Here is a 13,397-nt window from a genome sequence, read left to right as displayed (position 1 = left end):
TATTAAAGCTTGCGGTGTTTTAGTGCGGGTAGCTTAGAGCGTACCTCTTTTAATTTACCTTTGCTGAGCGTGCCTTGAATAAAACCCCCGCCTTCAGGGAGCTTACTCAATATCTCCCCCCAAGGGTCAATGAGCATGCTCTCACCCCAGGTGCGGCGCTGATTAAGGTGAATGCCACCTTGAGCCGAGGCTAGGACGTAGCATTGGTTTTCAATAGCGCGGGCGCGTAGCAGAATTTCCCAATGGTCTTTGCCGGTAGTGTAAGTAAACGCGGCTGGAATGATGTGGCAATCAACTTGCCCAAGGGAGCGATACAGCTCTGGAAAACGTAGGTCATAACAAATGCTTAAGCCAAAACGCCAGTCAACTTCATTGAGCTTGATTGCAAATTGACCTGGTTGACTGCCTGCAGCAATAGTTTCCGATTCCTCGTAGCGCTCCGTTTCAGTCTGAAAGCCAAACAAATGAATTTTGTCGTAGCGAGCAATTTGCTTGCCCTGAGGATCAAACACCAGGGAGGTGTTGAGAACTTTGTTCGATTCTTTAGCCTCTAAAGGTATTGTGCCCGCAACCAGAAAGATATTATTTTCCTGTGCCATCGCTGCCAAGCGTTCTTGAATTAGGCCTGAGCCTGCAGCTTCTCTCACATTTACCTTATCAGTATCTTTTAAACCCATCAAACAAAAATATTCTGGGAGAGCAGCAAGTTGAGCCCCGCTATCCGCAGCTGCTTTAATTAAGCGTGCCGCAACTTCGAGATTCTCATTGAGATTGGGGGTTGATACCATTTGTATCGAGGCTATGCTGAGTTCAGAAGAATTTTTTGGCATGTGCTTAGCCTGGCATTTGGGAGGAAAGACTTTGGTTTGCGGGCGGACTTGCAGGTGCAGAATTAGGTGAGCTGGGTTTTGTTTGCTCTTTCAAAAGATTTTTAGTGCGAATCGTCTCTAGCGTTTTCGCATCAAGCGGTTGACCCTTTTGATCGAGTGGAATCACTTCTGGATTTTCCCAAGAGCCTTGAATCAAATAATCCGTTTGCATAGTGCGATTAATTTGATTGGTAATGAGGTACTGACTCACTACCGCTCCTAGACCGATGATGGGATTGATCACGAATGCTGCTAGTGAGCCAGCAGTGGCATCAATTGTTGGGAAGATGGTAACGCGAAGATCTTGTGTTTGTTCTGGAATGTTAATTTGACCAGTCATGGCTACACGTGCCTGATCTAGAATCATTGCAAATTGCTTGGTTTGTGCAACTCCCTTCGTGATCTCAAAGTTGCTATTGATCGAGTTAAAAGGTGTGCCTTTGGTGGCTAAGTTACCTAGACTGCCTTTTAAATCCAGAGTGGCAAATCTGAATAAACTTTGTAGACTTAGAACGTCTAGTAACTTTGCTCCATCCGTATTGACTTCAAGTAGCCGACCTTTTGTCAGGTTGATGCTGACATCGCCGGCCAATGAATCATAAGCTGGCGCAAAGAGTGGTCCAGACCATGAGACCGAGGCGTTGAGTGTTCCTTCCCCGCCTTCCACTGGCTTTTCACTACTCCAGTGGGTAATGATTTGGCCTGCATCTTTGATGTTCATATCGACGGTGATAGAGCTCTGCTCGGCAGTGTTTTGAGTGCGCGCACTCCATTGACCCTTAATTGTCGAGTTACCTTGTGGATTATTAATCTGAATAGACTCGACCTTCATGAGGTCCTGACTAGTTTTCGATTTGATTATTACTGCGCCTAGTTTTGCTTTAGTCCAACTTAAATCATCGATCGTTAAATCCAGGCTGGGAATAGTATTTGGGCTGAGAGGGGTCTTTAGGTTCACTGATTTTTGCGGGACATTTTCTTTGGGTAGCGAGTCTGCGGGCCTGTGTTGATCTGGCAACTTCAGGCGCGCAAGCCTCCCGGAAATCAATCCGCTGGGGTGATCACCGCTGCTTGGATGCCATAGCGCTTGGCCAGCAATTTGAGGTGAATTGAGACGCAGCTGCCAGACCGCATTTTTTTTCTGTGACTGAAGGTTAACGTCAACCCAATCACGATCCAGAGCAATTAATTTTTTAACTTGGACAGAGATTTGAATATCTTCTTCTGGAGCATTTGTTTTTTTTGCTTCACTCTGATGCTTTCCTGTATCTAAAAACTCTATCCATTGATCGAGGTTCAGTTCATTGCTTGCTAAGTGAAGTGAAGTGCCTTGTTGTGGCAATGGCGCTAAAGATCCAATACCTAAGGCATTTTTTACATCGTTGGCGAAATTCAGAGTGCCTTGAATGAAATACTGATCCCCTAATTTTCCAGACCAATCTGCGCGTACTGGATTGTTTTTGCTTGCCGGATAAGTTTTTAAATTGAACTCTCCTAACATGGGGGTTCCTGCTAATTTCTTTGCAGGAGCAGGGGCAGCACTCGCCCAATTACGCAAATCAAATTTCAGATTAGTTTGGCTTCCTGCTTTATTAAAGTTGATCAAGCCCTCATATTTTGCTGATCCACTCATTGCAGACAGCAGCGCTGGATGGGCGCGAGACTTTAGATTTCCTGAAACATAATCTTTAATAAAGCTAGCATTGATATCGCCGCCGATGCTGAAGCTTGAATTCCCTGCTGTAGAGGGCGCATTTGAAATCTTAAAGGCACCCCCCAAAAAATTTGCAGTGACATTGTCAAATTCAGGATTGACTTCAGTGACCCTTATCTTGCCCTTCAAATTTTCTAGCGGGGGAACTTCTCCCCATTGCGCTTGATTTCCTGGGAGGGTAATTTTTGCATCGAAATTGACATCATCGCTTCCGGATAAAGGAATCTTTAAATCAAGACCTAGGCTAACTGGACCCTTTAATGTGAGGTTCTTGGTCAGATTGGCTTGCTGTACACCTACCGGGGATGTAAATAGATACTCCAGTATTTCGGAGCCATCGCCCTCAACCGAGCCATTGATTAATGCAGTTAGTTTTTTGGCGCTGAGATTAGGAATTTGTGATTTGACATTCGTAAGGGTCACTTTTTTATAGTTGGCTTTATCAATTCCAATACTCAGGCTTGCTTGCTTCATGTCGATATTGCCACTGACATTGTTAAATGCTTGCCAAACTCCCTGGCTTTTTGGTAGCAAGGGCGCTGGTTTATAGATTGCTTGTGAAATGGGGAGATGAAGGGTAAGTTCACCGGCCGTCCCTGGGGGGAAAGGGATCTGATCGGGATCTCCCTTAATGTGGAGGGAGCCATTCTGAATATCTCCCGCCTCAAATGCTTTGCTAAGAAACTGCCTAGTTTCTTTATCAATATTGACTGGAAGATAACGATGGGCTGTCGCGATTTTGGCTTTAACAAACTCCATGTCCAGCGTCATTTGATCGGGTTGCTTAGGTGCGCCAATCAGGTAGCTCAGATCAAAATTAGTGGTGATTTCAGAATTGCTGAGCTGGAATTTCTTGGCGTTGATGAGCCAGCCACCTTTTTGTTTGGACCAGCTAATGTCACCCTTCGCTCGATCAAGTTGAATTTCAGAAGTGGATAAAAAATCATCCATCTCCAACTCAAGATTGCTGGAGTCAAGTGTAAAGTTACCTTGCTTCTGATTGCTGGCTAAGTTGCCAGATAAATGCGAAGCTGAGGGCATTGATTGATTTACCCCTGTAAAGCTAATGTCATTGAGCTTTGCGCTGATTGTGAAATCAAGCCTATTAGAAGAAAACCAATTCCCTGGGACTGGTAAAGCTGCAAGGGCGGATTGGTTTTCAGACCAATTCATATCCAAATCCTGTAGCTCGCCATCTGCCTGGGAAATTTTGATCCAATGATGAATCTTTTTCGGCAGCGGAAGATTGAGTGCGAAGAGTGCAATATCTTCCACTTGTATTTTGGGTGATGAGAAGCCGAACTCTTTGATCTCCCCACCATCTTTTGGTGGGCGCCAGCGGAAAGTAATCGGGCTTAATTTATCCAGAGGAGCAGTGGCGAGGCTATCGATATTGCGCCATGCCAAAGTTTTTGTTGTGATCGAGTTAAGGCCGCCATCCGTATCTTGGATAAGATCGGTTTCTAGTCTGCCAAACTCAAGGGGATCCTCGCCTTTGTTTAGCTGCACTCGAAGCTGATCAGCTGTTAAGGACATTTGCCCGCCATTGGCCTTCCCGCCATCAAGCTTCAGACTGCCTTTGGAGTTGAGTTTGCCAGTCAATTCATATAGCGGAAGGCTGAGGTCTTTGGAAATCTGACTGAGGTTGAGTTCGGCAAGATCCCATGAAAAACTTCCGACCCAGTCCTGCCAATCGCCTGCCTGACCGGCAAGGTGATGCACAAAGTCAGCTTCGAGTTTGATTGGGTTTGGGCTCCAAGGTGTTTGTGCAACTAACTGACCTTCATGGCTGCGAATGCCATTACTGAGATGGACATTTTGAATGTCAATGGAGGTTTTTAGTTTTCGACTTTGTTGGTCGTCCCAAAAAATTTTCGCATTATTTATTTGAATGTCATTTTGTGCAAACAACCAGTTCCCGGCTGCAAAATTATCGGCACTCTTAAGAATTGGAATTCCGGCAATAGAGACTACGCCTTTGACATCTCTTTGAGCGTACAACTCAACCTGATCAAATGTGATCTCGTGAAAGTAGGGGGCTAGGTGATAAAAAGATAGCCAACTCAGTTGCCCGTTGATATTTTGAATAAGTAAGGGCGGGACAGAGGTAGTCCCGTTGTTAAAGCGCAATCCTTGAATCGCAAATTTCGGACGAATTCCAGTCCAGGAAACTTGCACTGCATCCATCGTGACCTGGGTGCCTAAGCGAGCGCTCATTAAGCGCTCCAAGGTAGGTTTTGATTTTTCGATCTGTGGCCATAAAACAAAGCGCACCCCAAAATGGCCGACAACAAAAAAGGCTACTGTGATACCAGCAAGGATGAGGGCGCGCTTGCGCCAATGACCGCCAGAACCTGGAGGACGTTTTTGAAGCACGCTCTGCAGGCGAGTCCGGATAATATTTTGAAGCATGGGGTCTATTATCCGTCAGCCCTTGGGCGATCCCCAAGCTTCTGTAGTTTGACTCCGGAGTCGGATTAAGATGGAGGAATGACCGATTTTGCCGCCCAAATTGATTTTTTAAAGCAGCACTCCAGCTATGCTCAGCGCTGGCTTAATTCTCGTCCTGAATGGGTGGATTGGCTCCAGTCTCAGCCCCCCCTCAAAGTCGATGTTCCAGGTATTCGGGGTTTATTGAGGCCTTGTCAGGATGCTTTAGCCGTTCCGGAGCAGGATGAGGCTCAATTTATGGCAGATCTGAGGCTGGCGAGGCAGCGCCTCATGCTTTGGATTGCCTTCCGAGATCTCAATGGCATGGCCGATCTGAGTGAGGTGACTCATGCATTGAGTCATTTTGCTGAGGAGGCGCTGGCGCTCTCTATTGCCTATATTCGGGAGGATCTGCAGCGTCGTTTTGGTATTCCTTGGAGCTCAGTCACAGACTCGGAGATGCCCTTGATGGTGGTGGGTATGGGTAAGTTGGGCGGCCTAGAGCTCAACCTCTCCTCTGATATTGACCTCATCTTTTTGTACGAGCATGAAGGCGACACTCAGGGCGGACCCAAAAGCTTGTCTTATCACGAGTGGTTTACTCGAATGGGTAAACGTTTAATTAAGCTCATGGCAGAGCATGACGCAAATGGCTTTGTATTTCGGGTGGATATGCGTCTGAGGCCAAATGGAGATTCGGGCCCTTTGGTTTGTAGTCTCGACATGCTTGAAGAATACTTATTGGTGCAAGGGAGAGAGTGGGAGCGCTACGCTTGGATTAAGGGTAGGTTGATTTCACCATTGCCTGACTCACCCGCCTTTGCTTATTGTGAACGCGAGCTCGATCAACTGATTCGTCCCTTCGTCTATCGCCGTCATTTGGATTACGGCGTGATTGCGTCCATCCGTGAATTGCATGCGCAGATTCAGCATGAAGCTGAGAAGCGCTCATCTAATCATCATGGCCGATCCAGGGATATTAAGTTAGGCCGTGGCGGTATCCGTGAAATCGAGTTCTTAGCGCAAATGTTTCAGTTAATGCGTGGGGGTACAGATCCTCGCTTTCGCATTCGACCCACTCTAGAAGTATTGGACCTGGTAAAGCAGCAAGGAATTTTGCCGGCTAATGAAGTGGATGATCTGAAGTCGGCTTATGTGTACTTGCGTTGCTTAGAGCATCGGATTCAGGTCTGGGAAGATCAGCAGACGCACTATTTACCTGAGGATGAGAGCGCTCGTACTCGCTTGGCGGCGAGTATGGTTGGTCCCGATCAAACTCAAGAGCGGTCCTCTTTCTTATCTGCACTCGACAAACACCAGGCTGCAGTAGCCCAGTACTTTGAAAAAGCATTTGTGCTTGATGATGCTGCGCGTCTGGACAATACAAGCTTGCCGGCTGGATGGGAGCCTGACGGCACGATATTCTCGGAGTCTGCAACGCGTTGGTCGGCATGGGCTGATAGCTCTAAGCAGAGACAGTTGCCAGAGAAAAGCAGAATCATTTTTAACAACCTGATTCGTAAAGCTGCGGATAGTTTGCAAGCAGATCGGCCTGTTGGAATTAGTGCGGATCAGACTTTACTTCGCTTTTTTGACTTATTGGAGGCAGTTGCTCGGCGCAGTGCTTATTTGTCGATTCTTTCAGAGTATCCACAGGCGCTATCCAATGTATTAGCTTTGCTCAAGGCTTCTCAATGGGGTGCGGCGTATTTAACCAGGCACCCCCATCTCCTGGATTACTTGCTCAACTCGCGAACTGAGAAGGCGCTGATTGAGCATCCAGAGCAATATTGGCAAGAAGTAAAAGCGACATTAGATATGCGTCTGGATGACGTAATGGCAGAGGGTGATGGCTCGGAGCAGGCCATGGATATTTTGCGTATTACCCACCACACCGAAACCTTCATTACCTTGTTGGCAGATTTGGGAATTGGTGTTGATCATGAGCTTTCTGTGGAAAAGGTCAGCGATCATTTATCCGCTTTGGCCGACTTAATATTGCAGACTACTTTTGAGCGTGTGTGGCCAAGCGTTGCTCAGAAGTTTGAATTACCGATCGATGCAACCGTGCCATTTTCGCTGATCTCCTATGGAAAGTTGGGTGGTAAGGAGTTGGGATACGCCTCCGACTTAGACTTGGTTTTTTTATATCAAGCCGAGGAAACGGATTTTGCGGCTCAAGAAATTTATGCCTTACTTGCTAAGCGGATGATCAACTGGTTAACCGCCTATACATCGGCTGGCAGCCTGTTTGAAATCGATACACGTCTGCGCCCCAATGGCTCTGCGGGATTCTTGGTGACGAATGCCGATGCGTTTAAGAAATACCAGTTACGCGAGGGCGATAACGCTGCTTGGGTTTGGGAGCATCAAGCTCTAACGCGTGCCAGATTCTCTGCAGGTAGTAAGGTAGTTGGAGCATTCTTTGATGATGTGCGTTTTGAAGTTTTAAGTCAGAAGCGTGATGTTGATCAGCTGCGCCATGAGATTTTAGAAATGCGTCGCAAGGTTCATGCCGGACATCCAAACCCTATTCCCGATTTTGATTTAAAGCATGACGCCGGTGGCATGGTAGATATTGAATTTATCGTGCAATTTTTAGTCTTGGCATTTTCAAACACCCACCCACAGCTTATTGCTAACTTGGGCAATATTGCCTTGTTACGAATTGCGGGAGAGGTGGGTTTGATTCAAGTTTCTATGGCTCAAGAGGTTGGCGATGCTTATCGCCTGCTTCGAGCGCGTCAACACCGCTTGCGCTTAGATGGTGCAGAAAAGACGCGGGTGGATTTGGGGCTTGAGCCTGAGTTAGTTCAAGCAAGAGAAGTGGTGCTGACCTTATGGCAGGAGATATTTCTTGCTCCCTCGGACGCTTGAAAAACTTAGTGTTGTTCTAGTAGTTCTCGAGCGTGTCGACGCGTAGTATCGGTAATCGTTGCTCCGCCCAGCATACGAGCAACTTCTTCCACTCGCTCAGCTCTTCCAAGTGGCATGACTTGGGACAGGGTTTTATCACCCGCCTGAGATTTGCTTACCTTCAAATGATGATTGCCTTGCGCGGCTACTTGTGGCAAGTGGGTCACGCAGAGAATTTGATGTGATTCGCCAAGTTGACGCAATAATTTTCCAACCGTCTCTGCAACAGCTCCGCCAATCCCGGCATCGACTTCATCGAATATTAGGGTTGGCGTAAATGAAGCTTTGCTAGTGATCACGCTAATCGCCAAGCTAATACGGGCCAATTCACCGCCGGAAGCTACTTTTGCTAATGAGCGTGGGGTGCTGCCAGCATGGCCTGCAACCAGGAATTCAATTTGCTCAAGACCTTGGGCGCCACCTTCAGATAGGGGTGGCAAAGCAATTTCTAATTGTCCGCCTGCCATCGATAGGTCCTGCATTGCGGTCGTAACTTGCTTGCCCAAGTCGAGTGCAGCTTTGTTCCGTTTTTGGGAGAGTTGCTTTGCTTGCTTAAGATAGGTCAACTCTTCTTGTTTCACTTTCTCACGTAACGCTTCTATATTTTGAGAGGCTGTTAATGCCTCCAAACGTTCGCTGGTATCTAGAAGTAGTTTTGGCAGCTCATCTGCTTCGGTACGATATTTTCTAGCTGCGCCATGGAGGGCTTGCATACGATCTTCTACTTCACTGAGACGTGCAGGATCTAAATCGAGTTTTTGTAAATAGCGATTGAGACTGTGCACCGCCTCATCTATCTGAATTTGTGCTGACTCTAGGGCTTGACTGATATCGTTGAGTGCGGAGTCATGCTCTACTAATGCACTCATATTGCTGCTGACTTTAGAGAGGGTTGACTCTACCGAGTTATCTGCATCACTCAGAAAATCAATTGCCTCCTGGCAACCGCTAATAATTTTTGCACCATTGGCCAGCCGAGCATGCTCGCTTTGAATGGTGGCCCACTCTCCCTCTTGCGGAGAGAGTTCGGTGAGCTCCTCTAATTGCCACTCCAAGCGCTCACGCTCACGCTCAATATCTTGGCCAGCATTTTCAGCTTGCTCCAGTCTGCGACGGGATTCATTTAAGGTTTTAAATAATTGGGAAACCTCGGCAACCAAATCCATGTGATTTGCATGGCGATCGAGCAATTCGCGTTGCGCACCACCTTTAAGTAATAGTTGATGAGCATGTTGCCCATGGATATCTACCAACTGATCGCCCGCTTCACGCAGCTGTGCCAAGGTTGCTACGCTGCCGTTAATGAAGGCTCGGCTACGACCATTTGCTTCTACAGTTCTTTTGAGAAGTAGGCTTTGCCCTTCATCTTCAAGTGGAAAGCCTTGTCCATCAAGCCATTGATTGAAGTGGTCAATTTGCTGTGGATCAATCCGAAAGAGGGCGCTAATTTCCGCACGGTTACAGCCCTCACGAATTTGGCTGCTATCAGCACGCTCACCCAATACGAGACTGAGTGCATCTAAAAGAATAGATTTGCCGGCACCCGTTTCACCGGTGAGGACCGTGAAGCCTGAGGAAAGATCTAACTCTAACTGGTCAACAATGACAAAGTCGCGAAGCGATAGTGTTTGAAGCATGCCTTAGCGTACCAAAAAATTCGACATCAAAATGTCGAGGGATACTCATTCCAATGTAACTTTTCTCGCAAGGTTTTGTAGTCACTGTGGCTGCGAGGGTGGAGTAGGGTAATTGTTTTTTTAGATTGGCGTACCTCAATCACATCACCGCTTTTCAATTCAGTTTGGGATTGCATGTCAAAGTTCACAATCACTTCTCTGCCATCAACCACCTCGATGCTCACCACAATATCTTGCGGTAATACGATGGGGCGATTGGATAAAGAGTGTGGGGCAATTGGGGCTAATAGAATTCCTGCTACCCGCGGATGCAAGATGGGGCCGCCAGCTGAAAGGGCATAAGCAGTTGAGCCGGTAGGTGTCGACACGATCAAACCATCGGAGCGTTGGTTATACATAAATGAGCCGTTAACGCGCACTGCAAGCTCGACCATTCCGGAAATTCCAGAGCGATTGACTACAACGTCGTTGAGAGCAAGAGCTTGATTCATCTCTTTGCCATTGCGCATCACCACCGCATCAAGCAGGGTTCTAGTGTCGGCTTCGTACTCGCCAGCAATAATTTGTGGCAAGACAGTTTGAACGTTCTGAATAGGGATATCAGTCATGTAACCCAGACGGCCCATATTGATGCCCACCAGAGGTACGTTGCTGCCAGCCAGCTGGCGTCCAATACCAAGCATCGTGCCATCACCACCCAAAACGACCGCTAGATCAATGGCGCCTGAAAACTCCTCAACTTTTTTGATCGGGTAGGCGGTCAGCCCCAAATGGCTTGCAGTAGCGCTCTCGACATAGACTTCACAGCCTTGCTCGGCTAGAAGGGTGGCTAGGTCCTTAAGGCGCTCTTGCATGCCGTCAGCCTGATATTTGCCGACGAGCGCAACCCGGCTAAATGCCTTTTTGCTGGAATTTGGGGATGGGCTTAACATATAACGATTAAACCATACGCATAAAATCCCTTCCACTATGGATGATCGTTCCCGCGCCTTACTGAAAACTCTTATCGAGCGCTATATCGAAGAGGGGCAGCCTATTGGCTCGCGCACCCTATCTCGGTTCTCAGGACTGGATCTTTCTGCGGCCACGATTCGTAATGTCATGGCGGATTTAGAGGGGATGGGTTTGGTCACTAGCCCTCATACTTCTGCTGGTCGCATCCCAACGCCAAGGGGCTACCGCCTCTTTGTGGATACGATGGTGACAGTCCGCCCCCTAGAAGAAATTGCTACCCGTGAGATGGAAATAGGCCTTTTGCCGGATTCCCCACAAAGGGTAATGAACTCCGCTGCGCAAATTCTGTCTAATTTGACCCACTTTGCTGGGGTGGTGATGACGCCTAAGCGGGCGCAAGTGTTCAAACACATCGAGTTCTTGCGGCTTGGCGAAGGCAAGATACTGCTCATCATGGTGACCCCTGAGGGTGATGTTCAAAACCGCATCCTCCCCACAACGCAAGATTACACGCCAAGCCAGTTAGTGGAGGCTGGCAATTACATCAATATGCAGTTTGCTGGCAAGAGCTTTGCTGAAGTGCGGGCACATCTAGCTTCAGATCTCGATAACTTACGCAGCGATATTTCTGGCTTGATGGCCTTGGCACTCCACAGCGGTGTCAGCGATTACGGCATGGGGCAAGGGGATATGCTGCTATCAGGCGAGCGTCGTTTGCTCAATGTCGGCGACCTCAGCACCAATTTAGATAAGTTACGCAAGATGTTCGACATGCTGGAGCAAAAGTCGGTACTCATGCAGTTATTGGATGTATCTAGTCATGCGGATGGCATTCAGATCTTTATTGGTGGCGAAAGTGATTTGCTGCCTTATGAAGATCTCGCTGTCATCAGCGCACCTTATAGCGTGGATGGTCAGATCGTTGGCACCCTCGGCGTGATTGGCCCTACTCGCATGGCATATGATCGGGTGATTCCGATTGTCGACATTACTTCTAAATTGTTATCAGGCGCATTGAGTTCCCCAGCGGGGTCTTGATAGCAATCCCATTTCTAACTCTCTTTAATTAAGACGGATCTTCCTTGAATCAAAATCCCCATCTACGCCCCTCTAAGACCGCAGTGTTATTGCTGAACTTGGGCACTCCTTCTGCACCAACTGCTAAAGCAGTGAGAGCTTATCTCAAAGAATTTCTATCGGATCCACGCGTTGTAGAAATCCCGCACATTATTTGGTGGTGCATTTTGAATGGCATTATTTTGCCGATTCGTAGTGGTGCTTCTGCAAAGAAATACGCTTCTATTTGGTTGCCAAAACTCGGTTCGCCATTAATGCATTACTCACGCCTACAAGCGAAAGAGTTGGGTGAGAAATTTTCCAAACATAGTGAGGTGGTGTTGGTCGATTTAGCCATGCGCTATGGTGAGCCTTCGACTCAGCAAGCTCTGGAGGCCTTGCAGGCACAGGGTATGGAGCGTCTGTTGTTGTTGCCACTATATCCACAGTATTCGGCGACAACTACCGCTTCTAGCTTTGATGAAGTGTTTCGTGTTCTCGGAACATGGCGCAATCAACCAGAACTTCGCTTGGTAAAACACTATCACGATAATCCTGCTTACATCACTGCGTTACGTGATCAAGTGCTCGGCGCATGGGATAAAGATGGCCGCCCAGATTTTGCTGCTGGTGACCGTCTTGTGATGTCTTTTCATGGCCTGCCTAAGCGCAATTTAACGAAGGGTGACCCCTATCATTGCGAGTGTTTAAAAACTGGTCGCCTGCTTGGTGAGTCTTTGGGTCTAGAGCCTGGGCAATATTTAGTTACCTTCCAATCTCGCTTTGGTAAAGCGGAGTGGCTCAAACCCTACACAGCCCCAACGATTGAAAAGTTGGGCAAAGAAGGTTGCAAGCGAGTAGATATTTTTTGCCCAGGCTTTCCGGCAGATTGTCTGGAGACTCTAGAAGAAATTGCCATGGAAGCGCGCGAGATCTTCTTGGAGCATGGCGGTAAAGATTACCGCTATATCCCTTGTCTCAATAGCAATTCAAAATGGATCGATGCGATGTACGACATTGCCCAGCAACATATGTCGGGCTGGAGCTTGGGTGTGGAGTCCGATGCGGTATTACAGGAACGTGATCGTCTGGCTGAGTTAGCTAAAGCCAAAATTACTTAACTCAGTTGCACTTGAAATTGCTTTAATCGGCCCCATATTGTTGAGAAGTAGTCATTCTGATAGAAAAGTGAATTTGCACCTATGACCCAAGAAAATCAAAATCCATCCCCTGAGCAGGAAAATATTGCCACCGATCCTCATGCTGAGGGTGGTGCCGATGTAGCTCCTGCAGAGGCTGAAGCGAAGACGCCAGAGCAAGAGATTGCTGAGTTAAATCAAAAGCTAACAGAGATGCAAGATAACTATCTCCGCGCAAAAGCTGAAGGTGAGAATATTCGTCGCCGTGCTGCCGAGGATATTTCTAAAGCGCATAAGTTCGCGATTGAGAGTTTTGCCGAGCATCTCGTGCCAGTAACGGATAGCTTATATGCAGCCCTGAATGCCGAGGCAGTTGATGCCAAAGCCTTTAAGGAGGGTCTGGAAATCACTTTAAAACAGTTGCTCTCAGCCTTTGAAAAAGGCCGTATGACGGAGATTAATCCTGCTGTGGGTGACAAGTTTGACCCTCACCACCACCAAGCAATCGCCTCCGTACCCTCGGACCAAGAGGCTAATACCGTAGTCTCAGTGCTCCAGAGAGGCTATTCCATCGCCGATCGCATTCTGCGCCCAGCCCTGGTAACTGTGAGCGCACCCAAATAAGCCATGGAACCCCTAAATTAGGGGTTTTTTACCAAAAAGCGGGATAAAAAGGCAGCAA

General features: G+C 47.7%; 8 protein-coding genes. 4 read left to right on the top strand and 4 right to left on the bottom strand.

Going from position 1 to position 13,397, the window contains the following annotated elements; genetic code table 11:
- Positions 1-2: 2 nt before the first annotated feature.
- Positions 3-830 carry a carbon-nitrogen hydrolase family protein gene (locus tag ACIQZ3_RS05605; protein ID WP_397391138.1) on the bottom strand — a complete coding sequence of 276 codons (828 nt, stop codon included), beginning with the start codon at positions 828-830 and terminating at the stop codon, positions 3-5.
- Positions 831-834: 4 nt separating this feature from the next.
- On the bottom strand, positions 835-4,995 hold the full coding sequence (locus tag ACIQZ3_RS05600; RefSeq protein WP_397391136.1) for a YhdP family protein: 4,161 nt from the start codon (positions 4,993-4,995) through the stop codon (positions 835-837).
- 78 nt (positions 4,996-5,073) lie between these two features.
- On the opposite strand from ACIQZ3_RS05600, the gene glnE reads away from it, so the two are divergent.
- A complete protein-coding gene (gene glnE, locus ACIQZ3_RS05595; RefSeq protein ID WP_397391134.1) occupies positions 5,074-7,890 on the top strand; it encodes a bifunctional [glutamate--ammonia ligase]-adenylyl-L-tyrosine phosphorylase/[glutamate--ammonia-ligase] adenylyltransferase in 2,817 nt (938 codons plus the stop codon).
- A gap of 5 nt (positions 7,891-7,895) precedes the next feature.
- On the opposite strand, the gene recN is transcribed toward glnE, so the two are convergent.
- Together recN and ACIQZ3_RS05585 are read right to left on the bottom strand one after the other, a co-directional pair.
- Positions 7,896-9,566 (bottom strand): DNA repair protein RecN, encoded by a 1,671-nt coding sequence (gene recN / locus ACIQZ3_RS05590; protein ID WP_397391132.1) that lies wholly within the window; start codon positions 9,564-9,566, stop codon positions 7,896-7,898.
- Positions 9,567-9,592: 26 nt separating this feature from the next.
- Positions 9,593-10,498 (bottom strand): NAD kinase, encoded by a 906-nt coding sequence (locus ACIQZ3_RS05585; protein WP_397391130.1) that lies wholly within the window; start codon positions 10,496-10,498, stop codon positions 9,593-9,595.
- Positions 10,499-10,535: 37 nt separating this feature from the next.
- Here ACIQZ3_RS05585 and hrcA point away from each other — a divergent pair, with 37 nt between their 5' ends.
- The 3 genes from hrcA to grpE all read left to right on the top strand — a co-directional run bounded on the left by hrcA (position 10,536) and on the right by grpE (position 13,339).
- Positions 10,536-11,558, top strand: coding sequence for a heat-inducible transcriptional repressor HrcA (hrcA, locus tag ACIQZ3_RS05580; protein WP_397391128.1), 1,023 nt, complete (start codon positions 10,536-10,538; stop codon positions 11,556-11,558).
- A 44-nt stretch (positions 11,559-11,602) separates the two neighbouring features.
- The gene (gene hemH, locus ACIQZ3_RS05575; RefSeq protein WP_397391126.1) at positions 11,603-12,697 is read left to right on the top strand and encodes a ferrochelatase; all 1,095 of its coding nucleotides are present in this window, start codon (positions 11,603-11,605) and stop codon (positions 12,695-12,697) included.
- Between the two features lie 81 nt (positions 12,698-12,778).
- Positions 12,779-13,339 carry a nucleotide exchange factor GrpE gene (gene grpE, locus ACIQZ3_RS05570; RefSeq protein WP_397391124.1) on the top strand — a complete coding sequence of 187 codons (561 nt, stop codon included), beginning with the start codon at positions 12,779-12,781 and terminating at the stop codon, positions 13,337-13,339.
- Positions 13,340-13,397: the final 58 nt, after the last annotated feature.

The organism is Polynucleobacter sp. (assembly GCF_044342855.1).
Lineage (GTDB): Bacteria > Pseudomonadota > Gammaproteobacteria > Burkholderiales > Burkholderiaceae > Polynucleobacter.
Note: the sequence above shows the minus strand (reverse complement) of the source record. Positions and strands in the feature narration are given on the sequence as shown.

Bases quoted from the DNA above. Each gene is read 5' to 3' on its own strand.
- grpE (WP_397391124.1), top strand. From the start codon at position 12,779: ATGACCCAAGAAAATCAAAATCCATCCCCTGAGCAGGAAAATATTGCC.
- ACIQZ3_RS05605 (WP_397391138.1), bottom strand. From the start codon at position 830: ATGCCAAAAAATTCTTCTGAACTCAGCATAGCCTCGATACAAATGGTA.
- glnE (WP_397391134.1), top strand. From the start codon at position 5,074: ATGACCGATTTTGCCGCCCAAATTGATTTTTTAAAGCAGCACTCCAGC.
- ACIQZ3_RS05585 (WP_397391130.1), bottom strand. From the start codon at position 10,498: ATGTTAAGCCCATCCCCAAATTCCAGCAAAAAGGCATTTAGCCGGGTT.
- recN (WP_397391132.1), bottom strand. From the start codon at position 9,566: ATGCTTCAAACACTATCGCTTCGCGACTTTGTCATTGTTGACCAGTTA.
- hrcA (WP_397391128.1), top strand. From the start codon at position 10,536: ATGGATGATCGTTCCCGCGCCTTACTGAAAACTCTTATCGAGCGCTAT.
- ACIQZ3_RS05600 (WP_397391136.1), bottom strand. From the start codon at position 4,995: ATGCTTCAAAATATTATCCGGACTCGCCTGCAGAGCGTGCTTCAAAAA.